The sequence below is a fragment of the Variovorax sp. SRS16 genome (assembly GCF_901827165.1).
Classification (GTDB): domain Bacteria; phylum Pseudomonadota; class Gammaproteobacteria; order Burkholderiales; family Burkholderiaceae_C; genus Variovorax.
This window is the reverse complement of sequence record NZ_LR594667.1, coordinates 534,492-561,072: the sequence shown is the minus strand read 5'-3', so window position 1 is coordinate 561,072 and position 26,581 is coordinate 534,492. Positions and strand designations below refer to the sequence as shown.

Genomic DNA, 26,581 nt, shown 5'->3' with positions numbered 1-26,581 from the left:
TGGGCAAAAAAAGGCCCCGGACGCACGGGGTTCCGGGGCGGGGCGAGTGCCGATGAATATTCGGCTGCCCAAGGTGCGAGCCGCGAGGCTCCATCAACATCGTCTGGAAAGGCGACGAACTGTCTATCGAGAGGTTTTAGCCGCGGGGCCGAGGCGTCGCTATTCGATGTCAGGACTTCCACAACCAGCCGCAGGGCATCAGACACCAGACACAATGGACGGATACACCAACTTCACCATTCAGGAGCGCAACGGCTACCCGCACTACGCTGGCCCCCAGTTCCTAATCACGGCATCGGCCTGCGAGGCAACCCCATTGGTCGGGCATCGGCTGAGGTCGCTCGACGAGGCGCGGCGCGAGGTGCGCGGTCGAATCATCAACCGGATTCACCGTGCCGAACAGTTGCTCGCTGGCTGGAAACGGCAGCTGACCGAAGTCGAGACAACCTACCAGCCCGTGCGAACGCTGCTGGAGACGCTTGCAGCTTTCCGCGACGACATCGTCGGGCACCTGACTGAGTTCCGTGAGTCGTCGGTCGGCGGCCTGTTCAAGTTCGGCCAGCTCAGCATCAGCTGTGGCTACATGAACACCCCGAACCTCATCGTGTTCCAGCTTGCAGAGTACGACAACATCACCCTGTTGTTTTTGCCGCAGGACCTGCTGGCCCTCAACCAGCTGTTGAAGGATGCAGGCTTCAGCTTGCCGTACACCGACTGGAACGGGGAGCATTGCAATTCGTACTCGGTCAAGCTTTGCCCGGCGGATTTCCTGGTCAACCAGGTCCCCGCTGCCGCCTAGACAGCCTTCTCCTTCTCCCCTTGTCCCCTCATTCGGGCGCTCCTTTGCGGAGCGCTCTTTCTTTTTGGGGCAGCGCGCTCGGGCCGCGCTTGCTATAGAAGGTAGTTCAACTGTGCTCAAGCACCACAAGGAGTCTCCTATGAAGAAGTTTCTGTTTGCCGCTTTCGCTGCGCTGTCGATGATTGCTGTGTCCGCCCACGCTGACGCTGTCAACACCACCAGCTCCAAAGCTCTCGTCCCCGCGTCCGAAGCAGTTCCCGCTGCATCGGTTTCGGAAAAAGCCGGGAAGTTCGTGGGCCTGGCCATCACTTCGCCGTTCGCGCTCATCAAGTCGGTCGCCCCAACCGCGCTTGATGGCATCAAGTCGGTTGCCGGTGATTTCAAGGAAGGTTTCGTCAAGGGCGCCACGTCCTTGACCAGCTCCACCCCTGCCGTTTCGCAAGACAACGGCCAAACGCAGGCTGCAACCTCCACCTCGGGTCGTTCCAACGATTCCGTCGAGAAGGGCGTAGTTGTCAGCGAGTCCCCGTCCACTCCCACGGCCGGTCCTTCGCTGCCTCCGCACGTTGCCAAGGTAGTTGCGCTCCTGCGGTCGCCCTCGGCTTCCGTTGCGCATCGGACCGATTACCCTAAACAGTAATCGTCATTCAAAGCACCGACCCCTTGGTCGGTGCTTTTCTTTGCGCAATCGACTCGGTCGCCAGCTGCTCTGCAGCGCATAATAAAAAAAGCCGCCCCGAAGGTGGCTTTCGAAATCACGGTGGGCTGACGGTGTCCCAGTCATAGCGACAGTAGCCGGTAAGCGTCACACGGAAGCGTCCCTTCTTGCTCCCGGGGCGAAGGGCCCCAGCAGCTGCCAGTCGGTTCGCGTCGCGCAGCTCGCAGCCGATGAAGCGGTACTCGGGGCACTGCCGTGGTGCCTGTCGCGACGAGAAAGCCGTCGGTCAGTGACCAGCGGCTGTGAATCGTGCTCAGTTCGTCACGGTGACGTGAAAGGCGGCGTTCAGCTTCATGACTGTACGGCCCATCTGTTCCCCTAGGTGCGGGCTGCTGTGCCTGGTTGATAATCGACCCGGTGGGACTCGGTGGGCAGCGGCACCTCCCACCGAAACAGCATGCCCAGCAGGGCCTTGTTGCTCAGTGTCGAGTCACGCTTGTTGTTCCGGCTCAGCAGGACGTCCTCAGGCTGCTCGAGGTAGACAATGCGGACACGAGCGTCGTACGCGTACAGCAGGTCCAAGGTCTTCTGCCGCATCTGGGCGCTTAAGTGCGTGCTGTTCCAGGCGAAAGGAACACGCCGGCGCAAGAGCTCCTTCGCCTTGTCGACTGCGAAATGCGCGGCCTTGCCGTCGTTCTCGCCATGAGCCAAGTCCAGCTCCTCGCGCGCGTCGTCGAAGGAGACGACAGGAAGCTCGGGGTGGTTCGTGTCGAGCCAGTGGTTCTTGCCGGTCGCTGGAAGCCCAGACAGCACGATAACTTCCGAGCCTGGCTGCGCGAAGAAAGGGTAATCCGGGCTGATTTCGCCCTCCCTGCGGAAGTACGAGACGGCAGTGTGCTCATCGGCCATGTGCCGTGGTTGGCCGTAGCACTCCTGCTCTTGCGCGAGCAGGCGGAACAGCTCGACGTTGTCGATGGTGTTCTGCCAATCGCTTGCGGGGTCGGTGCGCCGGCCGCGCGCGTCAGCCTCCGCCAAGAGGGCCAGCTCCCGCAGGTTCACTTCGTGCGACCACTTGTGAGCAAGGAACGCGGCGTTTGCCTTGCGCAAGCTGATGAAGGGTTCCTGGTGGTACCGAATCATGCGGCAAACGGCCTCGCGGTCCGAGAAGTCGTAGCCGGCTCGCCAGAGGCGAATTCGGGCGTCCACCTCGCCTCGCTTGCTGTGGCCTTTGCTCGAGATGCGGCCGTTCTCGTCGACCTTCGTGACGCCGGGCTTCGCAATGTCGTGCATCAGCGCACCCAGAAACATGCGTTGCTGGCCCCGGGCGTCCAAGGCCTGGAAATCCGCCAGGTTCACGAGCTCCTCGCAGACCATTTTGGTGTGCGTCCAGCAATCGCCTTCGGCGTGATAGTGCCTGTCTTGAGGGGTTTCGGCTAGGCTGCGCCACTCGGGGTACGCGTCCTCTACTGCCTTCCAGTCGATGTCCCTTCGGCCAGCTGCAGGGCCGACCGCGAGGATGGCGGCGTCATACTTGTTCATTTGGTTCTCCTCGCCTCGACCAATCATGGCGCGAAGCACTTGTTCTTTGATGTTAGGGGTAGCAGCAGGCCAATGAAGCGCCCTTGCGTCAGGGCCCGGCGCATGCCGTCGTCCTTGGCCAGCGGCCCCGCTTCGCGCATCCCGTCCTCGAGGACGATGTTGCCCCACTTGTCAAAGCGCGCGGCGGGGTCGAAACCGTCCGGAAGTACTGGCGCCTTGATTCCAGCAGCTTCCCTCACCTCTTCGACCGTCAACTCCGTGGTCTCGCATTTCCAGTGGTGTTCGTCGCATACCGCGGCGCCATTGCCCAGGAAATAGCCCCCCGTGATGGGGTAGAGCTTGCGCTCGAGGATGTGGTGCGCGTCCACGGCCGGTTGGTCGCAGAAAACGCACTTCCCACCCGCGCGAAGGAAGACGAGCCGCTTAAACTCATCACGAGGCAGCAGCTGGTCCTCTGGCGGTAGCCAACGGCTTCTTGCTACCATGGCTCAGCGTTCCATCCGTGCGTCAGGCGCGGCGCGAAGATATCGACACCAGGCCGCAGCAGGTTCGGTATGAAAGGCTGCTCCGCATGGTGCTTCTCCGAGTCGAGGATGGCTTGCACGAAGTCAGGCCGTACCAGCTTGAAGCGGTCGACCGTTTCGTCACCCTCTTCCACCTTGCCGTAGAGTCCTTCGGCTCGGTCTGAACCGTCGCATTGCTTCCACGCCTTCTCGACGTCCAGTCCCTCGCGTTTGACGATTGCCTCGAACGCCCTTCGCCATTGCGAGGTACGCCCCAGCGACGGCTTCACCAGCACCCACAAATCGGAGAGCTTTGGAGGTGCAATGCCGTCGTAAAGCACGGGCACAGAAAGCACCGGGCCATCAGCGAGAAGGCGCCGGCGAGCGGCGGTTGAGAGGAACTTGCCCGTCACCTTGTCGAGGACGTCAAATTCGCAGAAGTAGTGAGGAAGCGCGTCGTACCACATAGCGTGCTTCTTGTGCATCCACTCACCATACATCACGTAGCGGTCCTCAAGGCGCTCCAACATCCAACCCTCATGTGCGACTGCCCACTGCTTGAACAGGTTGAACTGGCGCTCGCGGCCGCCACCAGTGAGGTAGTGTCCACGGGACTGCAAAAGTAGCTCTCCGGCCGCGCTGAAGCTGACGCCACAGTTGCCGCCGTCGAGCTTTTCTTCGAGCACGATGTACTTGCCCTTGTGCTGTGCATAGGGCACCTGGCCATGTCCCTCGTCGCCCACCTGCAGCCTGGAGCTTTCCAGGTGGGGAGTTCGCATGTACTTATGAATGTCGAGGCTGATGATGGCGGACTTGGTGGCTTGTTCCATGGCGGGCTCTTGTCAAATACTTCGCGGCTGGCGAACCGTGCGTGCCCGGAGGAACTGCTTGTTTCCGCGTCTTAAATCGTGCTGTATTTTAGACGATTTACAGCGCGCGGTCAATTGCACATCTAAACCGCAACTCGCAGGGGCCACGCCGCGGCTCTCGGCTTGGGAGCAGATTGAATTGGCTTCTGCCTTATAGGAAGCAAGACTCCCTTAAAATGCTCCTGGCTAAACGAGAACGCTAAACAAGGCAAGGCGGTGTCTTCCGCCACCCGTCATCAACATCATTCCCAACGAGTATCCATGAAAAAGACCGCTCTCACCGTCCTCCTGGTCGCTGCCGCAATCGCCGGCTGCTCGAAGACCGATACCGCGCCTGCAACCGCAAAGGCCCCGGCTGCCAAGTCCCAGGTCGCCAAGCCCGTGATGCCGCCCGGTTCGCCGCCGCCCGCCCCGGAGCTGAAGTTCGACGAGAAGGGCCAGCCCATCATTCCGAAGGTGGTTGCGCCCGCCCCTCCGAAACCGCCAGGTGGTCCGTCGGCGCCTGGCCTGAGCCCCGAAGCTTTGAAGGCTGCTCAAGCGAAGCTGGCCGCAAAGAAGGCCCCGTAAGCGCCTCGGCAGAGCGCACGCCGCAAAAGGCCGCCTCCGGGTGGCCTTTCTCCGTTTGGCCGTCAGCCTTTTAATCCCCGCAGGGTGGTTCGCGTCCAGCGAGTTTTCGCATTCACGCCGCCAGGGTGGAGGGCGCTAGCTAGACGGAGAGTAAGCCTGCCGGTGGCAATTCACTCGAGGTGGGCTGGCTCAACGTTACAGCTGGAGTTCCCCTTGAAAGCAATCATTTTTGATTTGTTCGGTACGCTCGTTTACATCGACCACCCTGCCCATCCCTATCGCCAGCTGCTGGCAGGCGCGACTGCCTCGGACGCGCGCGAGCTTGTAATGACGTCGAACGCCTCGCCGGGCCGGATGGCGAAGAAGATTGGCAGCGTGCTCTCACCTGAAGCACTTCGCGAGGTGACGGCAGAGCTCGAGGCTGAGGTTCATCGCATCAAGCTCTTCCATGAGGTTCGCGACGCACTCGTGCAGCTCAAGGCGGCGGGATATCTCATCCTCGTCAGCTCCAACCTGGCCAAGCCGTATGGCCAGGCAAAGTTGCTGCTGGCGGACATGGTTGACTACTGGAACTTCAGCTTCGACACGGGCCTGCTCAAGCCTGACGCGCAAATGTTCTTCGGACCCGCGGCGGCCTTTGGCATCCTGCCGAAGGACTGTATCGTGGTTGGAGACAGCGTATCAAGCGATGGAGGAGGTGCTGCCGCGGCCGGCATGGACTTCGTTCTCGTTGACCGCTTCGGCCGGCACCCGGCCCTACCGGCGATTCAAGGCCTGGATGAACTGGTGACGCGACTGCTGGGGCCTTGAGCCGTCGTCCTGGAGCACAGAAAAGCCCCTCTGGCCGTTGCCGAGGGGCTTTCGCTTAGGTGCGTTCAGGGAACCTGGATGCCGGTGCCAACGCTGTTGTCCCACTGCCATGACGCAGACACGTTCGGATAGGCAAGCTAGCGTTCGGCAAAAAAAGAAGCGGGCCGCCAAAGGGGGCCCGCTCTCAAAGAATCATCCCATCGCTCAGGCCGTGGCCAGTGCGTCAGCCCGTGCGCCCTCGGTACCGAAGATGCCGCCCTTCACCGTAATGGCATAGGCCTCGCTGATGAGCGAAGTGTCCAGCCCCGAGAACCGGACGGTGAAGTAAGCGCGCTCGGTCGGCTCGCCGTCCTTCTCTGGCGCCAGGTAAATCGTTCTAACCATCTCCGTCCCGGGAAGGCTGCGGTTCCAGCCGTCGGCGGACTCGACGACGGCGGTTCCGAAGTCGTAGGCCTGAAATGCGGCGTTTGCTTCTGCCGTGCGCCTGTCGTTCAGTTGTTGTGTACTCATGTTGTTGTCCTTTTACCTCCAAGGATTTGGAATCAACGACCTATAGGGAGGCGCGCGCACCGCCCCGGTCCCCAGCAGGCCCACGGTCCTGCTGCATTTCGCTAGACAACGTCAGGACAACTCCAAACATCAAGCATGACCAAAGAACTGTTTTTCTCAGTCGAGCCGGGCTTCGTGGTCGAACACGCCCGGGACCTGGTACTTTCCGACGACTGGCGCGGCGCCCTCTCCTTCCTCATGGAAGGCCTGGAGGGAATGACCCTCGATATGGCTGTCGCCATCTTGAAGGGCGAGCGCTCTATTTCCACCGACGAGGATGGAATGTGCGATGGCCCCCAGGACCCGAACGATACCCGCCTGAAGCGCTATCTCGGCACCGCCGCCTGGCAGACCGCAGGCATCTACCGCTCACGCGGCGAGTTCTACCAGCCCTACGCGTACATCGCGGGCTTCGGACGCGCCGACAAGGCCTACGCGAGAGAGCACCTCGAGCGCATGGGCAACGAGTGCGTGACGCTCGACGAATACCGGGTGCTGCGGGCCAAGTACCACATGTACAGCCGCGAGTCGGACCTGGTGTTCTTCAACCTCCAGGAGACAGCAGCGCTCTTCAAGCGGGTCCAGGGCCCCGCATTCTGGGTTCCCACCTTCAATGAGCCGAAGGAAGCTTTGGCCGCCTACCGCGAGCACCGCGACCTCAGCCGCATCGGCGACAGCGAAGAAGCGGAAAACGCGTACTTCGAGCCGAAGTGCTGGGAGTTTTACGAAGATGCCATTCGAGATGGCGTGGTCTACGGTAGCCGAGGCTCAGACGAGCTCCTCGACCAGCCAACGCAAGCGATTCTCGACCGGCTCACCGAACTGGCGGACAGCATTGGCCAAGCCAAGGTCCAGGAAGAGGCGGAAGTCGAAAGCGGAGGGTCACCGGGCAAGAAGCGCGGAATGTTTTTTCAGACCCGCCCGCCAGCTAAGGCGGCGGAGGAGGACTACGAGCTGGAGGTTCTACGCCTTCGAATTGGTCAACAGGCCCCGAAGTTCGGCGGATACCTCGACTTGCTTGTGCGCGACGAAGCTGGCGACCGATTGGTCAAGGTGCCTGCAGCCCCCTTTCTCAACTGGGCATCAAGGCATGCGACCATGGACACCCACGAGGCGCTCCCCAAATGGCGCCCAGTGAGCCCTACCGGCATGAAAATGGGGGGAGATAACCCCATGCACACGGACTGGTGGCTGGGCGCGGGCTTGCCCTTGAGGGCTGCGTACGACATGGACCATCCTGTCAACAGAGCCGCCTGGCGGTTTGCGACAGGCCTTGGCCGTGCTGAAGGACATGACTGTGTTCGACTCGCAGGAGACGGCACCGTCTTTGGCCAGGTCGTGTTCCCCAAGCCAAACGAGGCGGTGCCGGAAGGCTCGATTGCAGTGGTGCCCTATGCTGGCGTCGACTACGAACTCGCGATGCTGTCTGCCTGCAAGGGCGGTCGCGGCGCGGTGGTGAGCGCCGTTGGAGGCAAGCTCGCCCACTTGGCGACAGTCGCGCGCGAGACCTCTTGCCGCGTGCTTGTGGTGGATGACGCAATGGAGGCTTTTCAGGAGGGCCAGTTTGTGACCATCAACCTGGACCTACTCACAGTAAAGTGTCATGAGACCTATCTCAGCACGCCTGACCCCTTGGACCTCTAGGCGAACCGCGGGCAGCCCGCAGCGGCCCCTGCTCACTTCTTCAGGACCGGCGTCATGCCGGTCCTTTTTCTTGTCCGCCAAAAGTCGCTGAGATGCAGCTGCTGGGTGCCGTAGCAGACGCCTCCCTACACGTAACAGCGCTAACCCGTCCGCGGGACCGCATATCCCTCAACTACACCCCGTCAGGGGCAATGAAATGAAGAAATCCCTCCTCGCACTCGCTCTCCTCGCAGCTGCAACCCTCGGTGGCGCAGCTCATGCGGCTCCGGCTCTCGACAACTTCTACGCCGGCGCGGGCCTCGACTATTCGCACTACCGCCTGAGCGACAAGACTGCCTTCGGCATCAAGGCCGGTGACGTGGGCGCGACCATCTACGGCGGCTACCAGTTCAACCCCCACGTCGCAGCGGAAATCGGCTATGCGCGGCTGGGCGACATCGAGCAGCGCGATGGCGTCGGCTTCGCGCAGAACTCGATGCTCTCCGCCAGCGTGCTCGGCTTTGCCCCGTCGTACCGCGGTGTGACCGCATTCGGTCGCCTCGGTATTGCCGACACGGCCAGCGAAGTCGAGGGCCGTCGCTTTCACCGCAACGCTCCGCTCTTCGGAGTCGGCGCGGAGTACAAGCTGAATGCGACCTTTGCGCTGCGCACCGAGCTCCAGTACGTGCCGAACTTCGGCGACTCGCGAGCGGACCTGTACAACCTCAGCGCTGGCATCAAGGCGTCGTTCTGACAAACCAACGCTGCAGCTAACCCTGCTGCCCTGAAGCCCCCGGCCTTGCACCGGGGGTTTTTCCTTGCGGCTCGGCTGCCACGAACGCAGACCACGGAGAAAGTCTGCCCCATTCCGCCAGAAAAAGAAAAATGCCCCCCTCGCATTTCTGCGAGAGGGGCATTGGCAGTAGACGTTACTTGCCGCCACCCCCTGCGGGCTTGCAGTATTCGTAGTACACGTTGACGGGCATCTGGCCTGCGGCGCCATAGGCAGTGGCGGTTGCGTACACCTGCCACTCCGGGGATGACGTGAGCGTCGAGACGGCGGTGCCATTCGCATCCGAGTATGAGACGCCCCATTGGCCAACGCCAAGAGAGCCACGGTCCACTGCCCAGGTCACAGGCGCCCCGACCACCACGTTGCCGTTCGCATCGCGCATTACTGCGTAGAGCGTGGTGGTGATGTTGTCCGGATAGACCGAGCCGCAGACCCAAGACGGGCTCGCGACAACCTGAACCGGGCGCGCCGTGGTCACGTCACCGATAAGGCTGATGTATGTTGCTTGGCCAGCATCTGCCGCTGCGCCCTTGACGCGAACCGTTGCCGTGCCGGCTGCAACGCCTGCATACAGCACAGCGTAGGTCACGCCGTCTGCGCCTGCAGCGGTGGTCGCGGCAATGGTGCCGAGGCTCGTCGTCCAATTGGCGATGGCGCCTGGCAGGAGGTTGCCGTTGGCATCCTTCAGCGTAGCCGAGAGCGTCACGGCCGGCGCTCCGTTGGCAACGGCCGTGTAGGCATTGCTGCTCATCGCGGTAACGCGAGCAGTCGCAGCGTCGCCCGAGAAGGTGACGGTCTGGGTTTGGCCAGCATCGCCCCCTGCGCGGGTTTTTGCCCGAACGGTCGCTGCGCCAGCAACGGTGCTGCCGTTCAGCACTGCGTGGGCGATACCGTCTCCACCGGTAGTGGAGCTCGCGGCAATGCTGCCCAGGGTGGTCGTCCAATCGACGGTTGCCCCAGTCACCCGGTTGCCGTGGGCGTCCAGCACGGCAGCGGACAAAGTCGCCGCGGGCGCCCCGTTTGCCACTGCGGTTGTCGCGTTGGTGCTCAGCGAAACCACCCGAGCCGTCGTCGCGTCTGCGTCCAATGAAATCGACTGCGTCTTTCCTGCGTCGCCTGAAGCGCCCCTGGCGGTGACCGTCGAGGTCCCGCTGACGGTGCCCGCCGTAAGAACGGCAGTGGCGCGACCTGCTGCGTCAGTTGAGGAAGTCGCCGGGGCGAGGTTCCCTAGTGTGGCTCCCCAGCTCACCGAGGTGCCAGCCGGCGCGAGGTTGCCATTTGCGTCACGCAAGAGCGCCGAAAGGGTCGCGGTTGCGCTGCCGTTTGCGGTCATGAAGGTCCTGTCGGCCGTGACAGACACCACCTTCGAGGTCGCGGCGTCCGCGATGAAGGAGACGCCCGCAGTCTTGCCTGCATCTCCGCTATTGGCTGCCAGGGCGCGCACCGTGGCGATGCCGACCGTGGTCGGGGCGGTCAGGTGCGTTGCGGCCATCCCGTTCGCGTCGGTCGAGCTGCTGGTCCCGGTCAGGGTGCCGATGTCGGTCGACCAGGTCACTGGGATGCCAGCACCGAGAGGATTGCCGTAATCGTCTGTGACGGAAGCAGTGATGAGCGCCTGGGCCGAGCCGTTGGCCGGAAGAGTGCCTCCCGGCGCGGAAACCTGGGCGACCTTGGCGCTGACCTCATCAGCGATAACGTCGACCACCGTCGAAAGCGAAGCCCCGCTCGAGTTGAGAAGTGCGCTGACCGTGACGGGACCTGCTACCGTGGGCGGCGCAAGCGTAATCACGGCGGCCCCGCCGACAGTGGCGGAGCCGGCCCCCAAGTCGCCGCCGGACGTGGCCCATGCGACGGTTTCGCCATCAATTGCCGGCCTTCCGTTGGAATCCGCGACGCTGGCCGTGAGAGTTACCACGCCCGAGGAGCCCGCGACCACAGTTGGCGGGTCCGCGGTCAGACTGGTGATGGCGCCGGTCGCGGGAACGTAATCCGGAATGACGTTCATCGTCTTGAGCGGGACACGGTATGAGAACTGTGCGCCCGCGGCGGCAGCTGCGACCGATTGGACGGCCAGGGACACCGCAAGCAGGGCGGTGACGAGTCTACGGGACGTGCGGTTTGACATTGGGGCAACCTTAGGTGGGGCTAGACGGATGCTTTCGTATAGGGACCGTCTTATTCCGGGTATGGGTGGCTCGCGGGTTGTCTGGGCTTGCGAGCCTTTCCCAGGGCCGGCAGGCTAAAGGGAGCTACTAGACGGACGCATGCTCAGCTCCATCCACCTGTTCATCTCCCTGGGAATGCTTTTCGGCCTGGTGCTGGGAAGCTTTGGCAACAGCGTCGTCTACCGCCTGCCGCGAAAGCTCTTGCTGGAGTGGCGACAGGGGGCACAGGAGGAGCTGGGCCTGCCTGTGGACGATGACGCACCCATGCTGCGAGCAAAGCGGTCCCATTGCCCAGCCTGCGGCGTGCGGATTGCCTGGTATGACAACCTCCCGGTGGTCAGCTGGCTACTCCTGCGGGGCAAGTGCCGGGCTTGCCACCGTCTCATCTCTCCGCGTTACCTTGCACTCGAGCTCGCCGGCGCCGCAACTGGTGCGGGCAGCGTTGCCTGGCTCGGATTCACGGCTCAGGCTGCCCTCGTCGGCGTGGCGGCCCTTTTGCTTCTCTGGGCTGCCGTCATCGACATCGAGCACCAGCTGCTGCCCGACGCGCTGGTCCACCCTTTGGCTGCCCTTGGCCTGGTTGCGGCCACGCAGTCCTGGTTCATTTCGCCGACGCTGGCCATCTACGGCGCCCTGGCGGGCTACGGCCTTCTAGGAGTCACCGGGGCCGCCTTCAAGGCTTGGCGTGGCGTCGACGGCATCGGCGGGGGCGATGCCTGGCTCTTGCTGGCAATCGGCACGTTCGTCGGGCCCTTCGGGGTCGTTCAGACATTGGCCACGGCGTGCCCGCTTGCGCTGTTCGCAGCTTTAGCCGCCAACCGCCAGAAGCTGGATGGACAGGTCCGCCTGGCGTTCGGCCAGTGGTTGGCCCTGGGCGGCGTCATCATCTTCGCGCTGCAGCGCTCTGGCCGGCTGCCCATCCCCTACGCCGCATTCGGTTGACCCGCCGCGAGGGGCGGCGTGCGCCGATTTCCTCGCGCTGCCGGCGCTGCGCTACACCTTGCAGGACAACTGAAAGGAACACCTGTGATTGACATCCTCCCCGCCCTAAAGGACGGGGATTCCCCCTGCTGGACGGCCATGCCCGGCCGCGGCACCTAGCCCTGAAGGGCCAGGCACCTTATTCACTGCGGCCGCACTCTTCGTCGAGCGCGAATCCGCAGCGGAAAACGTCTTCTCCAACCAAACAAGCCCACGCGCAAGGATGTTGCGCGCCGCGTTCACATCGCGGTCGTGGGACGCGCCGCAACAGGGGCAGGTCCATTGCCGCACCGCGAGCCCTGCTCGGCCCTTGGGGCCGGCCCGGGTGCCGCAGATGTTGCAGTCCTGGGTGGAGAAGGATTCGTCGACCTCCGCGAACCAAGCACCTGCGTCATCGCACTTGTACTTGAGCATGGTTCGGTAGCTGCTCCAGCCCGCGTCGTGCACGGATTTCGCCATTCGGGTCTTCGCGAGGGTAGCGGCATTGACGTCGCCGACGAAGACCGCCGCATGGCCGCGGGCCTGGGCGGTGGAGAGCTTGTGCAGGAAATCCTTCCTGCGATTGGCGACCTTGGCGTGCAGCGCACGCACCCGGTGCGCCTTGCCAGCGCGCTGCGCGCTGGCAATCTTCGACTCGAGGTCGCGATAGAAGCGCTGGGCGTCCACCGAGGTCCCCGCCGAGTCGGTCATATGACTCTTGAGCCCCAGGTCGGCTCCAAGGGCCCCTTTGAGGCCCTCGGGCGACGGCTTGGCCTTCGGCTGCACCTGGACCGTGACGTTCAGGTACCAGCGTCCGCGCGCGTCCTCGCTGATGCTGCCGGCCCCGAGTTCGTGGCCGGCGAGACCGTAGCTGTCCCACAGGCTCAGAAGGTGGCCCTGGAAGGCCACCTGCCCGCCCTTGTAGCGCAGCGAGCGAGCCTTGAAAGGAATCCACCCTAGGCTCCGGTTCGCGCGCTTAGGGTCGGAGATACGCCAGCGCAGGCGCGCCTTCTTGAACTGCCGCCGGCGCGTGGCGAACTCCTCAGCGACCTGCTGGAACACCGCAGAGCCCACGAGCAGGCCCGCTTTGCTTGCGCCGTTGAGGTACTTCTGAAAGTCGAACCCGCTCATGAAGCGACCTTCGCGGCGCAGCACCTGCTGGCCGAGGTCGTTGCAGTAGTTCCAGACCTGGTTCACGTCGCGCGCCATAGCGCGCAGCACGGCCGCATGCTTGTCCTTCAGCCGAAGCCGAAGGACACGGGTCGAAAGCGGGGGAGAGCTGGGAAGGGACACCGAGGAGGCACTGTTGTTTCATCCAGTGTATCGCCGCTTTTTAGATAGGGCAACGCCTTCGGCTGCAAACAACCGCCATTCACTCCCCGCCCTAAAGGACGGGGCGCTGCGCTGCTCCCGGTGCGTCGTCGGAGCGTCGGTATCCCTATACGGGGCAGGAAATCTGTTCAACCCAAGGAGTAACCAATCCATGAATACCGTCAATCCCACCGCTACGCGTTCGGTCTTGGCCATTGCCGCCAATGCACAGCGCATGCTGGCGACCGGCCTTCTCGCCCGCTTGGGCCTGGTGAAGGAAACCCCAGACGAGCATGCGGCCAGGGCACTGGAATCGCGTGCCTACGTCCGCGCGCTGGTCGAGCTCGACAATCGCACAGCCATCTCCGCTTCCATCGCTCAATGGTCTCCGGCCACCGAGGAGTACGCGGAGCACTTCTTCATGACCCACCGCGGCGACCGCAAGGCGCGCCAGGAGGTCATCCGCCTCCACCAAGAGCTGAAGGACGCGCGAGCTGAAGTCGAGCGTCTGAAGACAATGTTGGCTGCTGTCTCGGTCTGAGCAGGTCGTTCCCCTGATGAGAATGCTCAAGCTCAAGGAGGTCTACCTCCTCCCAACGAAGCCAGTGCTTCATACCACCTGGGTTCTCAGCGGCCAGTGGCTGCCGGAGATTCAGGACCTCGACAGCAACTGCACAACCGAGTTCCTCGAGACGCTCGACCTCGAAAAGCGCTTCGACGTGCGACAACTCATGTTCGAATACTTCGACGGTGAGCGGTCCGCCCAGATGCACACGCTCTGGTTTGACGGCAAGCCGGTTTGCATCGTCCAAGATGCAGGCCGCGGCCTACGAGACCACCACCGGCGCTGGGTGACCGATGCGGCCGCCTTCGAGCAGCTGGTTGCGTACCTTCGCAGCCGCCTGCCCTGCGAGCAGGTGCACATCTCGGACCCCGAGGCGGACCTCTACCCAGAAGAAGTTTTTTGCTTCTACGGGATGGACTTCAGCGAGAGGTTCGGCATCCAGGTCGAACCGCTCACGCCTGGGTTCATGCTCGTGCAGAGCGTGAACCTCTTCAAGGACCGGCGACCGGTACCGGAGGTGCTGCTTTCCACCACTTCGGCGGAAGCACCAGCGTACGTCCGTCGCGGAAGCTCGGTCTTCAAGCTGGTCCGTCCTGTATCCGACGAAGAGCATGCCGCGAATCCGCGAATCGCGCAGGTCTTGGCTGAGGACGGGTTCATCGGCCACTACTGGTACGAACGGACAACTCGACCCGAGGGCCTTCCGGTCATCTCCATCTGACGGGCCCTGCCCGCTCATTCCGCCCAGGCTTTACCAGCCTGGGCGTTTTCATTGTTGACGGCACGCCCGGCCTCCTCGTGGCCGGCCTGAGCCCGCAGGGCTATAGGTCGACATCCTCCCTTGCCTATACGGCGCAAGGCCGTGAAGTCGCCTGCCGTTTGCGCCTGCTCCCGCAGGTATGGCGAAGACTTTTGAGGACAACCAATGCGAAATCTATCCCGTGAATCCGGGGCCTCGCTTGGCAATGCAAACACCGTGCAGCAATTGCGCTGCAGCGTTTTTCAGGGCCAGCGAGGCCCCCAAGGAAACACACCATGTATTTCGAGACCAAGAAACAAGCCAAGACCACCGTGAGCGCTCTGCGCCGCGAACTCAAGGGCTTCACCAAGCCAGCTTCCGAACTGAGCCACAGCGAGTGCCTGACCATCCTGGCCAAGGCGCTTGGCCACAAGAGCTGGAACGAGCTGGAGGCAAAGCTTCCGGATGACAGTCCTCTGCGCGCTGCCGCAGCGAAGCCCGTCGAGCGGAAGTACCCGCTCAAGAACACGGGCCAGTTCGACTTCGTGAAGCCGGGCGAAGACGGCAAGCCGGTGCACGGCTCCTTCATGGAGCTCATTGGTGCCTGCGAATTGGTGCCGGGCACCTGCAGCGCTGCATCCGCTACGCGCCGCAAAGACGGGCTGGACTTCCAAGGCGACGGGGAAACCGAACTTTCCTGGGATGAGCAACACACGGAGCGTAATGCCAAGGGAGAAACGCTTTGGCTGAACGGCGATTGCAAAATCGTTCCTGAGTCAGCCCTTGTGCTGTTGCCCGAGGACTACGAAGGCGACCCCGAGGATGACGACCTTCCATGGCTCGAGGATGAAGACGAGCTTCCGGTGCGCGACGTCCTCTTGGCCGCCTACCGGACGTACTTTGCCGAGGAAGGCATCACGCTGACGGAGACCCGGAGTCTGCCAAAGACAAAGGCCCTCCTTGAGAAAGCCGCAGCCGTCATTGGCTTCGCGCTCACCAAGTGGGAAATTGAAGCGCTGCAGCATACGAGCGATGCCGGAACAACCGGCGCGGTGAAACCTGCTGAAGACGTCGACCTGGAAATGCAGGCCTATCGCCAAGTCTTCAACCGCCTCTTTGCCGACGAAGGTGACGAAGCGGGAACGCCCTCGGTGATTTCGAAGGTGATGGAGGCGCTTGCCAAGGCCACTCTGCGGGAACAGAACAAAAACGCCGAGACGTTCCTGCGGCAGAATGTGTCGGAACTCTTCACGCTCAACGGCCCGTACGACGGATATTGCGTTGCCCAACTGGCCTCCGAACTTCGCGCTCGGGCCAAGACGGCCTACGAACGGCTGGTTCTGAAGACCCGCCGCTAGTCGACATTCACAAGCCGCCCTACCCAGGGCGGCTTTTTCTTGTGCGACCGCATGCCGGCTCCTTGACGAGGCAGCACGGGGCTCGGTATCATTCCCTTACGGTTCGTTGGGACCTCGGGATAGTTGCCCCGTCAGTGCGCGCACCGGACCGTGTCCGGCACGGCAAAAAGCAGCGTCAGAATTCGTTTTCCACACCATTGCCTGGTTTTCTATTGAAGAGCCTGGGTAACGCGCGCCGCTCATTCGACGAGCTCTTCGATGGAGTTGACCATGAGCGTTCAATCGCGCGCGTTTAATCCCGCGCTCCCGTCCACCGACCCCCGTGCACTCGCGCTTTGGGAATTCGTTCGTCGCGAAAAGCCTTGGTTCACGCCAGCGCTTGCCGCGGAACTGCTCGAAGGGCTTCCTCCCCCGACCGATGTCGACGCGAAGGAGTTGGCTCGTTGGTTGCAGCAGAAGTTTGCGGCCAGGAACATCAAGCTCAAGCTGACCCACGCACAGCAGGCGATTGCCCGTGTCCTCGGCAAGCCGAGCTGGCACCTGCTGCCTATTCACAATGCCGTGGCACCCCGGCTTCTCTGCCGCCAGCTTGGTGCCGCCGACGGCGAGCTGTACGAGGACTGGGCTTCAGTCAAGCTGCTGATGCAAGCCTGCATCACTCGCTGGGCAGAGGCGGACCCGACAAAGGTCTACTGGGTCGGCCTGGTGGATGGCACTCTGGTCCTGTCTGCGCTCGAGCCACGGGGGCACGAACGTGCAGGCGAGACGGTGCTGCTGGAGGTGGTGGCGGCCGAGGGAGTCGCCCACTGGCTGGACGGTGCCGCTACGGCCCTGGAGGGACTTCGGAGGTTTGTCGAAAACGACGCCATCCTCGACGGCTTCGCCGCACTTTCAGCCTACCTACGCATTTCGCGAGCGGACGATAGCCTGCTCTCCTTCGACGACATCGGCAACGCTGAGCTGGTTGTGCTGCGCGGTGGCGCGGAGTTCGCCCGGGGGGACGAGTTGGGCTGCTGGCTGGAGATTGAGCACTCGCGTCGCTCGGATGCGCGATACGGCCAGCCGCTTCACGGGGACGTGGTGTTCGATGGCCAGACGTGGCTGTGCGGCGCTGAGGCACTGACATGGCACGTGTACGAGGTCCGCAAGGGTATGGTTGGAGTCGGCGGGTCGCGCCGTCCCCTAGGTGTCGAACAGGCCGCGAGCTTGTTTCGCCGTTACCAGCGCGCGCGTAGGATTTTCAAGGAGGCCCCGCCTACCCGTGGCGGGAAGCGGCTCCTGGGGCTGCGCACTCCGAGTGCATCGCTTGCTTCCGTCGACCTTCGATTCGTCGAGCAAGCCTTTGCGCAGCGAGGCCTCGGGTGGCCGCAGTTCGCCGCCTCAATCGATGAAGATGTTCCGGCGCTGACGGGCCTGCTCCCGAGCCCGCTGCTGCCAAGATTGGCGAAGTTCCTCAAGCTGGAGGACCCCAGCCGGCTTTTCGTTACGCCGGCGCCGTCAGAGTTCATCAGGGTCGCGTCGGGTGAAGCGTTGCGGGCCTACTACTGCGCTGCCGACAGCATCAAGTTCGGCCGGCCTGCTGGCGCCACACCTGACGTCGCCCGTGCTATCGAGAACGCCATCGAAAACTTTGCGAACGTCTGGGAGATGGGCAAGAGCATCGCCAACGGCACGACGAGAATTGGAGGGGACTGGCAAGATGCGCCGCATCAAGCCTACGCGGCTGAGGTAGACGAGTTCGTGCAAGTCCTCGGTAAGCTGGGAATGGCGGTTTCCGCTACTTTTGCTCGCAGCTTCATCTTGCGGACAGGCAAGGACATCTTCGAGCATCAGGACTTTCCATACCGGGATGGGCTGACCTTGCTCGTTCGGATTGCTCCGGCCCAGCTCTAGCTCGGGCACGCGAGCCCTGCCCTGTCGCTCAAGCCGCCCAACCGGGCGGCCTCGCTCGCTACACCGCAGCAGGACCACAACGCGAAAGACCTGTATGCCTACAAAAATCATCGATGCCCTGCCCGCAAAAGCAGTTCCGGCGGAGCTGCGCCCCGATTACCTGGAGACGAGGCTCGACCCGACCGAGTACCAGTTTTGCGCGCCAGGCGCACCCGCGCTTCGGGTTTCGGACATGTCGTACCATGACCTGATGCAGGCGCTGTGCCTGACCATCGACCTTGTCGAACGATTCAACGCAATGGGTGACCAGATGCAGGGGCTGGTGCGAGATTGGCGAGACGGCTCGTTCGAGCCCACGCCGCCGGAGGCAGACTCGAAGACCTGATTGAGCAAAAGCCTTCGCGGAGCACATGCCCCGCGAAGGTTTCTTTGTTGGCCCACCACGTCTTAGGCGTCCACGCCCTCGACCCTGAACATGCCAATCCCGCTTGTGCTCAGCCTGCCCGCTATTTCCGGGGCTCGAGCATTTTGGAGATGCACCGCCAGGTCGTATGTGCACTACCTTCGACCTCGAGCATCTCCTCGACGGTGGCCGGCGCCGTCTCTCCCAGGAACTGGTCAAGCGACGAGTAGCGGCTTCCTACGAATGCGACTGATGGCTCGTGCCCACCTTGCTCGAGGACGCCCAGGGCGCCTCGCACCAAAGCTCGGCTGTGCGTGATGATGAGAACGCCCTTTGTGCCATCCGCCGGCGCGGTCGCAAACTGGGCGATGAGCGCTCCCAACGGATGGGCATAGCGGTCCGATAGGCCCGTGTCTGGCTCGTCGAAAAGGGCGATGTGCGCCTTCGAGCCCCAGCCTTGCATGGAGCTGATAGCGCGCCTGACGACGCCGATGCTGTTGAGGCCGGTGCTATGGTCCTCGTCCGAGCCGTACATGAAGGCCCGCTCGATACCTGCTCGCGTGCGGTAAGCCATCGAAATCTGGAGGGGCGTGCAGTCGTCGGACCGCGCGTAGGCGCTCAGGACCTGGACAAGGAAGCTCTTGCCGGCGCCGTTGTCTCCGATGACCAGGTGCAGCGGGCAGTCTGCGCGGACCGCATCGGTGTTCAGGCGGAGCGGGCTTTCGCCGTTGAAGTAGACCGACTCGGACACCTCTTGCAGGAGTTCAGCCAGCGGCGGGCAGGTCTTGGGGGCAGCTTGCTTGCGCGCAACTCGGGCCATGGATTTAAAATCTTTCTTGTTTTCGGAGGGCGTGCCGCGCTGGGGCAGCGTTGTGTTATAGAGGCGCTGGTGTGTGAAGATGCATTTTAGCTTTTAAGCCCGGCGCTGTCCAGCCTTCCAATCGTATATAAGGCCGCGGGCGTTCAGAAGTACGACAAGCCCAGCGCGCGCTTCACCTCCCCCAGCGTCAGCGCTGCCCTCGCGCGGGCAGCCTCCGTACCCTGACGCAGAACCTCAAGTACAGCGCCGCGGTCTGTCGCCAGAGCTTCTCGGCGCGCGCGAATGGGTGCGAGCGCATCCTGCAGAAGCGCGTCCAGGCGCTTCTTGAGAACACCGTCTCCAAGGCCGCCGCGCCGGTAGTGCGCCTTGAGCTCGACCAGGGCGGCTTGGTCGGGCTCAAAGGCGTCGAGAAACGAGAACACCACGTTTCCCTCGACCTGACCTGGGTCCTCGACGCGCAGGTGGTTTGGGTCGGTAAACATCTTCTTGACGGCGGCGCTGATTTCCGCCGGGCTGGCGCCAATCGCGATGCTGTTGCCAAGCGACTTGCTCATCTTGGCCTTGCCGTCGATGCCGGGCAGTCGGCTCACGCTCGAAAGCATGGCCCTGCACTCGAGCAGCACCTCCTTGCCGGCAATGGCGTTCATGCGGTGCACCAACTCGTTGGTCTGCTCAATCATCGGCAGCTGGTCGTCTCCCACGGGGACCACGGTCGCTTTAAAGGCGGTAATGTCTGCTGCTTGGCTGACAGGGTACGTCAGAAAGCCCGCCGGAATGTCGCGCTCAAAGCCTCGCAGGTTGATTTCCCGACGGATGGTCGGATTACGCTCGAGGCGAGAAACCGTAACGAGGTTGAGCAGCAGCATGTTGAGCTCCGCCAGCTCGGGCACTTGGGATTGGATGAAGATGGTCGACCTCGCCGGGTCGATGCCGACAGCCAGGTAGTCGAGCGCCACCTCGAGCACGTTGCGCGTGACCTTTTGGGGGTCGGCGAAGTTGTCCGTCAGCGCCTGCATATCTGCCAGCAGGATGAACTGGTCTGCCGTGTGCTGCAGCTCGACGCGTGCACGCAGGGAACCGACGTAGTGACCCAGGTGGAGTGGGCCTGTGGGCCGGTCACCTGTGAGGACGACTGTCCGGGACGGGAGAGAAGGAACAGAAGAAGACGTTTGCATTGGAAAGCTCCGAAAGTGGTCGGACGCCGCCAGCAAAGGTCGAGACAGAAATGCCGCCAAAGCTGGCGGCATCACAGAGAAGAAAACGCAAGGATGTGGCCGCCGGGGTTAGCCGTGCCACCAGGAAAAAGCGATGAGGGACTTGCGATTCATGATAAGCATTATAGCAAAGCGTTTTAGATGCCCGAGCCGAAAGCTAAAGCGCGCTGGCTACAGGGGTGGCCACTCTCGGAGCCATCATGAAACGCTTTTGCCTGTCCACCGCCCTTCTGGTCGCTTTGCTGTACCAGCTTCAGCACTTTCTCCCGTCGCTCGCCTGGGGCGGCGTGCTCGCCATCGCAACCTGGCCCCTCGTCCAAAAGCTCGAACGGCGTGGCTTTTCGAATGGTGGTGCAGTGGCCACAGTCGGCATGGGCCTGTTGCTGGGTTTCGGGTTGCCAGCGCTCGCGGTCATCGATGCGCTGAGCCCTGAAGTCGCGGCCGCCTCGCGGTACGTCCATCAATTGAATGCCACGGGGCTGCCTTCTCCGGACTGGCTGCAGCGTCTTCCCCTCTTTGGCGGGCAGGCGGCCGCCTGGTGGGGTGCGCATCTGTCTGCGCCTGGCGCTCTGCTCGAGATGGTCAGCCAGGTGTCCGGCACCTCGGTGCTCAACGCCACCGGCAAGCTGGGCGGGATAGGCGCCGGCCTTGCAGCCAATGCGTTTTACATCCTGCTGAGCCTGCTGACCTTCGTGGTCTTCCAGCTGAACGCCTCGGTCATCGTGAAGCATCTCGACGCCGCTGGAGCCAAGCTGCTGCCTGCCGAATATGCGGTCGTACGTCGCCTGCTTCCCCTGTCCCTGCGCGGAACCGCGCTGGGCCTAGGCTCCGTTGCCCTCCTCGAGGGCGTGGTGCTGGGCATCGCCTACGCCATCGCCGGCGCTCCGATGCCGGTCCTCTTGGCCGTCCTGACCGGCTATCTTGCCCTGATTCCAGGGGGCGCTCCGCTCTCCTTCATCACGGTGAGCCTCGTCTTGCTTGCAAAAGGCAGCACCGCCGCGGCGCTCGGACTCGCGCTTTGGGGGACTGTGGAGCTGTTCCTTGTCGACAAGTTCGTTCGCCCACGCATCATCGGCGCGTCGGTGGAGCTCCCCTTCCTGGCAGTACTTTTTGGGCTGCTTGGCGGGGTGTCGACGATGGGCATCATCGGCCTATTCGTGGGGCCCTTCTTGATGACAGTGCTGTTTCACTACCTGCGCGCGGCAGCCAAGCCTTAGGCGCCGGTCAACGTCGCCTCCTTCGGCCGGCTCATGTCGTGCCATCCAGAGAGGGTCAGGCTGGTCCAATCCTTGTGGAACTGCTTGGTGAACGAAGAGCTTCTAGGAAGGCTTGCGTGCATTTTCTTTGGGGCCGGGCCCGCTTTCGAGCGCATCAAAAAGACCTTCAGGTGTCTCGAAGCGCTCGCGGCCTGACTCCCGAGCTTCCGCCATCGCTGCGGCGGTGGCGGGGTTGGGCTTGTCCGGTACGGGTCGCGCCGTGCTCTCGGGCTTGTTTGACGTCCCGGAAGCCTGCGGCGCAACCGTTTCGGGCTTGGCTGCCCTCGGCGCTTTCCTTTTCGCCGGTCTTGGTACCTTGGGCTTAGCGGTGTCCCCGGTCTCGGGCGGTTCTGTAGGAGCGGGCGGCCCTTCGGGCTGTGCCGGCTGCCTCCGCTGAAACGATACAAATACCCCGACCATTGATGCAAGCGAGGCAAAGGCGCCCAGCCAGGTAAGTACCAGCGCGGCCTTTATGCCTGTGAGGGAGAACCGCGTCCATATTTTCTCGGGTTCGTACTGTGAGGCAGACAGCAGTTGAGTGAACTCGCCTGGACACTCGTCCGTTGGGGTCTGCCCGTCGCCCTTGAGAATCAGCCTGGCATTGTCAGTGAGGCCACAGCCCATGACGACCCGGTTGTCGTTGTTCGGTATCGGGTAGACGAAGGCGGCATTGAGCACGAGGTGGAGGATGCTGAAGAGAAAGACCAGCACCGCCGACGCCACAACGACTTTGTTCGCCGTGGAGCGTTCCGCCCTATGGAGTAACTGGAACACCACGACGAGGACCACAAGTTCCACGAGCGAGGTCATGACGGTGAGACCTGGTCCAGGCGGCCAGGGCGGGCTGAAGCCCGCGAGACCAACCCCCAGGGGAATAGCCAGCAGCCCGCCCGCGGCCACAAAGGCCATTTTCCGGACGCGCTTTACGTCGTCCATGAACTCGTCAAGGCCTGTTCTGGGGCCAGTTGCCATACGCCACCTCCATCCTTGTCTGTCGCAGTAGTCGTTGCGTGCTAAGGCTGGACAGCGCGCCGCTGGCTGGTCGAAACCACTCCTGCCGTCCAGTTGGCGGGCGCACGCACTCCTGCCGAGCCGAATACTGAAGTATCCAGTGCGTTCGCGCAACGAAATTCCTTGGTTCGGCGCGGCCGAGGCCGGCAGGGCCGGTCTAAAGCGCATATTGCCCTGCGGCATAAACGCGCTGGCTACAGGTTGGCCTCACCCAGGCCCCTGCTCCATGAAGCCACTTTCGAAACCAGTCCGCTCTCTCCTTCGCAATGTCGCTCTCGGCCTTGCCCTTGCCGCGGTAGCCGCCACCTCGGCCTATTTCCTCAAGAAGGATGAACCGAAGGCCCCCGAGCTCACCGGCGTAGCGCAGCAGATGCGGGCAGCCCCCGAGGAATGGTCCAAGGTCGAGAAGGACGGCTCGGAGCTTCTGAGCGACCTCCGCGCAGACAAGGTCTCCGCGGTGGGTATCGCCGGAAGCGGTATCCTGGTCGCCACGACCTCCGGGGAAAAGTACTTCGTGGTCGACGGTCGGGGCTCGTTCGCGGCTCTGGCGGTCGGCGAGGCAAAAAACCCCGAGAAAAAGCCGTTCCAGCTGGTCGTGCTGCCCAACTCCAAGGTAGGCTCGCCCGACGTGGAGGGTGCATGGCTCGGGACCGCGCGCGACGTGGCCGGTCTGCTGCTGCCGTTGCTCCTCATCGGGGGCCTTGTCTTCCTGGTGCGCAAGGAGCTTGGCGGGAATGCAACCCTTGTCGAGCAGCCCACGGGAATTCGATTCGATGACGTGATTGGTGCCATGGAGGCCAAGAACGCGCTCAAGGACGTGGTCGCCTACCTCAAGGACCCCAAACGGTTCTCGGCCCTTGGCGGGCGCCCACCCTGCGGCGTGCTGGCGCTAGGCGGGCCTGGCGTGGGCAAAACGCTGCTGGCCAAGGCCCTAGCCGGCGAATGCGGGGCGAGCTTCATCGCCATCAACGGCGGCGAGTTCACTTCGAAGTTCTATGGCGTAGGCGTGCAGAAGGTGAAAGGTGTCTTCGAGCTTGCTCGCAAGAACGCCCCCTGCATCCTCTTCATCGACGAAATCGACGGCATCGCCAAGCGCACGAGCAGCGGGTCCGGCCCGGTGGAGTCCGAATCGAACCGCATCATCAACCAGGTGCTGGTCGAGATGGACGGCTTTGCGTCCAACGAAGGCGTCATTGTGGTCGGCGCCACCAACCTGGCGGAAAACCTGGACGAGGCACTCCTACGCGAAGGCCGCTTTGACCGCCGCGTGACCGTCAGGCACCCGGACGTTCGTGACCGCGCTGAAATCTTCAAGCTGTACGGCAAGAAGCTGAAGCTGCACGGCCCCATGGATTGGGACCAGCTCGCCCGCCTGACGACAGGCTTGTCCCCGGCGACAATTGCCCACATCGTCAATCACGCGGCGATTGTTGCCGGCCGACACGCCAGCAGCGGCGTAGAGATGCACCACTTTGTGGAATCCGTGGAGACCACGCGCATTGGTGAGCTCAACGGCGCCGAACGCGCCTTGAGTGACGAGGAGCGGGCATACATTGCCGTCCACGAGGCTGGACACGCCATTACGGCAGCCGTGCTGAGTTACGGGAACGTGGAGAAGGTGACCATCCTCCCGCGGGGTGGGGCGCTCGGCGTCACCCTGGTGACGCAGGATGAAGACAAGACGCTCATGCTGCGCAGCGACATGGAGAACCACATCGTCATGCTGCTTGGCGGCCGGAATGCCGAGCTCGAGGTCTTCGCGGAGGCCTCGAGCGGGGCGTCCCATGACCTGCAGGAGGCATCAAAGCTGGCGCTGGACATGGTTGGTCGGTACGGGTTCGGCGCCGACGGCTCCCTCTTCAGCCTTGGGGCCCTCCCCGCTCAGCATGCGGCTCAACACGTGACCGCCGCGGTGCGGCAGGCCGACATCCTGCTGAAATCGCTCAGCGAGACCGGAAAAGCGCTGCTTCGTGTGTACAGGGGCGCCTTGGATGCGCTGACGGATGAACTGCTGCGGGACGAGACCGTTGACGGTACCCGGGTCCTTGAACTGGTCCGCCAGGTCAGGGCGACCCGATAGTCGGGCAGGTCGACCGAGCAACGGCGGGCTCTGCGATATAGCCCGCCGGCGAGTTGGCTACACGAGGAAGGTCAACTCCAAAAGGAACTCATCATGCTCGTTCGTCTCTTCCTTGCAATCGTCTCCTTTGCGGCACATGCTGCCGCCGCAATGGTTGTACTTGCCGTCTACCACTGGCTCGGCACCCCCGTCGAAGCGACGCCATATGACGTCATGACGCTCGAGAGCCAAATGGTCGCAGTCGCCGGCGTCATCGGCATGTTCCACGGCTACACCTTCCCGGCGCTAGGCCGTAGTGCACTCAAAACTTCCATCGTACGGACAGCGACCGCCCAGGTGGCCGGTTGGTCGTGGTGTCTCGTCGCTGCCGGCGGCATTGCAGTCGGTTTCCTGTCCGACCTTCCGGACGCGTTCGGCTCTGCCGGCTTGTGCATCGCCGCCGGCGTCGTATGGCACATCCTTGCCTGCAGGGGAAGTCGCAAGTTCGAGCGCCTGCTCGCGCAGCGCGGCGCTGTGATGTTCTCGCTCGCAACGTAATTCTTAAGCCACCTCCCTGGAGGTGGCTTTCTGCTTGGTGTGCGGTGGGCATAGGTGGCTTGTGACTTCGGTCACGCCATGCAATCCAAAAGCACATAACGATATAAATGTATAAAAGTTTTAGCCTACACCTTTTATACCGTCGGCGACGTGGCCCCGCTCAGTGAGCCCGCCGCCCGGGAACTCATCCTAAACTACTTCACACCACTGCAATGCGCAAACAAGTCCTCGCCGTCCTGGCCGCCACCCTCCTCGGTTCGTCCGCCTTCGCGGCCGACAACGCCAACGTTCAAGTCCTGGCGAACGTGCAGGGCACCTGCAAGTTCCTGGCGGCCCCTGACGTCAACTTCGGCACGCTAGACCCGGGCGCCGGCGGCGACGTTAACGCCAAGACGGACGTGAGCTTCTGGTGCACGAAGGGTGCCAACTACACGCTGAACGTCGGCAACGGCGCGAACTTCGACTCCGCCACCACGGCTCGTCGCATGAAGAGCGCCACCGGCGACTACATCAAGTACGAGCTGAGCCCCGTGAACGCCTCGGGCATCGGCACCGGCCGCAGCACGCCGCTGACGTTCTCGATGAACGCCCTGCTGCGCGGCTCGGACTACATCGACGCGACCGTCGGCGAGTACCAGGACACAGTCCAGCTGACCGTCACCCCGTAAACACCCCGCGCGGCACGCTGCTGCATTCCCACCCAAAAGGAGGCCTCGGCCTCCCTTAGTCATTTCGCGGCACGGGGCCACTTTCAGTCGTCGCGCGCATAAAGCCGGCTCCCTATCCAAGTAAGGCCGCTTTTTGGGGCCTCTTCCAAAGGACCGCTTTTCCATGAAGAAACTACTTGCTCCCCTCCTGTTGGCCATTGCTGCCTCCAGTGCATTCGCCGGCCAGTTCACCGTTGCGCCGCTACGCATGGACCTGACCGACAAGGCCCCAGCCGGCTCGGTGTCGGTGACGAACGACGACGCCGAACCGCTGCGCCTGAAGGTGAGCGCTGTGCGATGGAAGCAAAGCGCCGAAGGTGTGGACAGCTACGAGCCCACCGACGACGTGGCGTTCTTCCCGATGGAGGTGGAGGTCGCTCCAGGCGCGAAGCGTGTCGTTCGGGCGCGCATCAAGCGGCCCGCAGGCACCGCGGAGACAGCGTATCGCCTGTTCCTGGAGGAAATTCCCTCTGCCGCTGGCCGCGTCGGGGCTTCGCGACTTTCGGTGGCGGTCAAGTTTGGCGTCGCAGTGTGGCACAGGCCCGCGACCGAAACTCTGGCCCTGAGCTTCAAGCCGGAATCATTCAAGGACGGGCAAGGCCAGGGTTGGGTTGTCAACAATGGCAACGCGCACGTCCGCCTGACGAGCCTGGCAGCGGACCAGGTGTCCTTCGGCGAACTGAATCCTTGGTATCTGCTGCCGGGTGCCGCCCGCAAGGTCGAATTCAAGACAGCCGGCCCAGCCTGCAGTGCCGCAAGCCTGGCGCTGGTGGCAGAGACCGAGGAAGGCAACCTGCCGACGGCTCTACAGGGTCCGCTCTGCGCGGACTGATGTGTGCGCAGGGGGCTGAC

At 63.0% G+C, this 26,581-nt stretch carries 26 protein-coding genes; 17 read left to right on the top strand and 9 right to left on the bottom strand.

Annotated elements, in window-relative coordinates; genetic code table 11:
* Positions 1-214: 214 nt before the first annotated feature.
* Together E5P2_RS30815 and E5P2_RS30810 are read left to right on the top strand one after the other, a co-directional pair.
* Positions 215-799: a hypothetical protein gene (locus tag E5P2_RS30815; RefSeq protein WP_162570984.1), complete on the top strand. Its 585-nt coding sequence runs from the start codon at positions 215-217 to the stop codon at positions 797-799.
* Between the two features lie 139 nt (positions 800-938).
* Complete coding sequence (locus tag E5P2_RS30810; protein WP_162570983.1) at positions 939-1,439, top strand: hypothetical protein; 501 nt, start codon at positions 939-941, stop codon at positions 1,437-1,439.
* Positions 1,440-1,835: 396 nt separating this feature from the next.
* Here the strand turns inward: E5P2_RS30810 and E5P2_RS30805 are convergent, their stop codons facing one another.
* The 3 genes from E5P2_RS30805 to E5P2_RS30795 form a co-directional block, all read right to left on the bottom strand.
* Positions 1,836-2,996 carry an AAA family ATPase gene (locus E5P2_RS30805; RefSeq protein ID WP_162570982.1) on the bottom strand — a complete coding sequence of 387 codons (1,161 nt, stop codon included), beginning with the start codon at positions 2,994-2,996 and terminating at the stop codon, positions 1,836-1,838.
* 23 nt (positions 2,997-3,019) lie between these two features.
* Complete coding sequence (locus tag E5P2_RS30800) at positions 3,020-3,364, bottom strand: hypothetical protein (RefSeq protein WP_162570981.1); 345 nt, start codon at positions 3,362-3,364, stop codon at positions 3,020-3,022.
* A gap of 110 nt (positions 3,365-3,474) precedes the next feature.
* Positions 3,475-4,329: an RNA ligase family protein gene (locus tag E5P2_RS30795; protein ID WP_162570980.1), complete on the bottom strand. Its 855-nt coding sequence runs from the start codon at positions 4,327-4,329 to the stop codon at positions 3,475-3,477.
* A 300-nt stretch (positions 4,330-4,629) separates the two neighbouring features.
* Here E5P2_RS30795 and E5P2_RS30790 point away from each other — a divergent pair, with 300 nt between their 5' ends.
* Positions 4,630-4,935: a hypothetical protein gene (locus E5P2_RS30790; protein ID WP_162570979.1), complete on the top strand. Its 306-nt coding sequence runs from the start codon at positions 4,630-4,632 to the stop codon at positions 4,933-4,935.
* Between the two features lie 213 nt (positions 4,936-5,148).
* Positions 5,149-5,745, top strand: a complete 597-nt coding sequence (locus tag E5P2_RS30785) for an HAD family hydrolase (protein WP_162570978.1) — start codon at positions 5,149-5,151, stop codon at positions 5,743-5,745.
* Positions 5,746-5,949: 204 nt separating this feature from the next.
* Here the strand turns inward: E5P2_RS30785 and E5P2_RS30780 are convergent, their stop codons facing one another.
* Positions 5,950-6,255, bottom strand: coding sequence for a hypothetical protein (locus tag E5P2_RS30780; protein WP_162570977.1), 306 nt, complete (start codon positions 6,253-6,255; stop codon positions 5,950-5,952).
* Positions 6,256-6,390: 135 nt separating this feature from the next.
* Here E5P2_RS30780 and E5P2_RS30775 point away from each other — a divergent pair, with 135 nt between their 5' ends.
* Entirely contained in the window at positions 6,391-7,938 is a 1,548-nt protein-coding gene (locus E5P2_RS30775; RefSeq protein WP_162570976.1) for a hypothetical protein, read from the top strand.
* 196 nt (positions 7,939-8,134) lie between these two features.
* Positions 8,135-8,671: an outer membrane beta-barrel protein gene (locus E5P2_RS30770; RefSeq protein ID WP_162570975.1), complete on the top strand. Its 537-nt coding sequence runs from the start codon at positions 8,135-8,137 to the stop codon at positions 8,669-8,671.
* A gap of 175 nt (positions 8,672-8,846) precedes the next feature.
* Here E5P2_RS30770 and E5P2_RS30765 read toward each other — a convergent pair whose 3' ends face one another.
* A complete protein-coding gene (locus tag E5P2_RS30765) occupies positions 8,847-10,835 on the bottom strand; it encodes a beta strand repeat-containing protein (protein ID WP_162570974.1) in 1,989 nt (662 codons plus the stop codon).
* Positions 10,836-10,974: 139 nt separating this feature from the next.
* Between E5P2_RS30765 and E5P2_RS30760 the strand changes: the two genes are divergently transcribed.
* Positions 10,975-11,817, top strand: coding sequence for a prepilin peptidase (locus E5P2_RS30760; protein WP_162570973.1), 843 nt, complete (start codon positions 10,975-10,977; stop codon positions 11,815-11,817).
* Between the two features lie 105 nt (positions 11,818-11,922).
* On the opposite strand, the gene E5P2_RS30755 is transcribed toward E5P2_RS30760, so the two are convergent.
* A complete protein-coding gene (locus tag E5P2_RS30755; protein WP_269475013.1) occupies positions 11,923-13,128 on the bottom strand; it encodes an RNA-guided endonuclease InsQ/TnpB family protein in 1,206 nt (401 codons plus the stop codon).
* A 190-nt stretch (positions 13,129-13,318) separates the two neighbouring features.
* On the opposite strand from E5P2_RS30755, the gene E5P2_RS30750 reads away from it, so the two are divergent.
* From E5P2_RS30750 to E5P2_RS30730, 5 genes are all read left to right on the top strand, one after another.
* Complete coding sequence (locus E5P2_RS30750) at positions 13,319-13,687, top strand: hypothetical protein (RefSeq protein WP_162570972.1); 369 nt, start codon at positions 13,319-13,321, stop codon at positions 13,685-13,687.
* Between the two features lie 22 nt (positions 13,688-13,709).
* The gene (locus tag E5P2_RS30745) at positions 13,710-14,432 is read left to right on the top strand and encodes a hypothetical protein (protein WP_162570971.1); all 723 of its coding nucleotides are present in this window, start codon (positions 13,710-13,712) and stop codon (positions 14,430-14,432) included.
* A gap of 314 nt (positions 14,433-14,746) precedes the next feature.
* Positions 14,747-15,808: a glyoxalase superfamily protein gene (locus E5P2_RS30740; RefSeq protein ID WP_162570970.1), complete on the top strand. Its 1,062-nt coding sequence runs from the start codon at positions 14,747-14,749 to the stop codon at positions 15,806-15,808.
* Between the two features lie 270 nt (positions 15,809-16,078).
* Positions 16,079-17,701 carry a hypothetical protein gene (locus E5P2_RS30735; RefSeq protein ID WP_162570969.1) on the top strand — a complete coding sequence of 541 codons (1,623 nt, stop codon included), beginning with the start codon at positions 16,079-16,081 and terminating at the stop codon, positions 17,699-17,701.
* 94 nt (positions 17,702-17,795) lie between these two features.
* Positions 17,796-18,086, top strand: coding sequence for a hypothetical protein (locus tag E5P2_RS30730; protein ID WP_162570968.1), 291 nt, complete (start codon positions 17,796-17,798; stop codon positions 18,084-18,086).
* Between the two features lie 121 nt (positions 18,087-18,207).
* Here E5P2_RS30730 and E5P2_RS30725 read toward each other — a convergent pair whose 3' ends face one another.
* Both E5P2_RS30725 and trpS read right to left on the bottom strand, forming a co-directional pair.
* A complete protein-coding gene (locus tag E5P2_RS30725; RefSeq protein WP_162570967.1) occupies positions 18,208-18,924 on the bottom strand; it encodes an ATP-binding cassette domain-containing protein in 717 nt (238 codons plus the stop codon).
* 143 nt (positions 18,925-19,067) lie between these two features.
* Positions 19,068-20,099 (bottom strand): tryptophan--tRNA ligase, encoded by a 1,032-nt coding sequence (gene trpS, locus E5P2_RS30720; RefSeq protein ID WP_162570966.1) that lies wholly within the window; start codon positions 20,097-20,099, stop codon positions 19,068-19,070.
* A gap of 239 nt (positions 20,100-20,338) precedes the next feature.
* Here trpS and E5P2_RS30715 point away from each other — a divergent pair, with 239 nt between their 5' ends.
* Positions 20,339-21,355 (top strand): AI-2E family transporter, encoded by a 1,017-nt coding sequence (locus tag E5P2_RS30715; protein WP_162570965.1) that lies wholly within the window; start codon positions 20,339-20,341, stop codon positions 21,353-21,355.
* A 102-nt stretch (positions 21,356-21,457) separates the two neighbouring features.
* Here E5P2_RS30715 and E5P2_RS30710 read toward each other — a convergent pair whose 3' ends face one another.
* Positions 21,458-22,366: a hypothetical protein gene (locus E5P2_RS30710; protein WP_162570964.1), complete on the bottom strand. Its 909-nt coding sequence runs from the start codon at positions 22,364-22,366 to the stop codon at positions 21,458-21,460.
* 265 nt (positions 22,367-22,631) lie between these two features.
* Between E5P2_RS30710 and E5P2_RS30705 the strand changes: the two genes are divergently transcribed.
* The 4 genes from E5P2_RS30705 to E5P2_RS30690 all read left to right on the top strand — a co-directional run bounded on the left by E5P2_RS30705 (position 22,632) and on the right by E5P2_RS30690 (position 26,561).
* Complete coding sequence (locus tag E5P2_RS30705; RefSeq protein ID WP_162570963.1) at positions 22,632-24,485, top strand: AAA family ATPase; 1,854 nt, start codon at positions 22,632-22,634, stop codon at positions 24,483-24,485.
* A 93-nt stretch (positions 24,486-24,578) separates the two neighbouring features.
* Entirely contained in the window at positions 24,579-25,022 is a 444-nt protein-coding gene (locus E5P2_RS30700) for a hypothetical protein (RefSeq protein WP_162570962.1), read from the top strand.
* 212 nt (positions 25,023-25,234) lie between these two features.
* Entirely contained in the window at positions 25,235-25,690 is a 456-nt protein-coding gene (locus tag E5P2_RS30695; protein WP_162570961.1) for a Csu type fimbrial protein, read from the top strand.
* Positions 25,691-25,853: 163 nt separating this feature from the next.
* Positions 25,854-26,561: a fimbrial biogenesis chaperone gene (locus E5P2_RS30690; RefSeq protein ID WP_162570960.1), complete on the top strand. Its 708-nt coding sequence runs from the start codon at positions 25,854-25,856 to the stop codon at positions 26,559-26,561.
* Positions 26,562-26,581 lie beyond the last annotated feature (20 nt).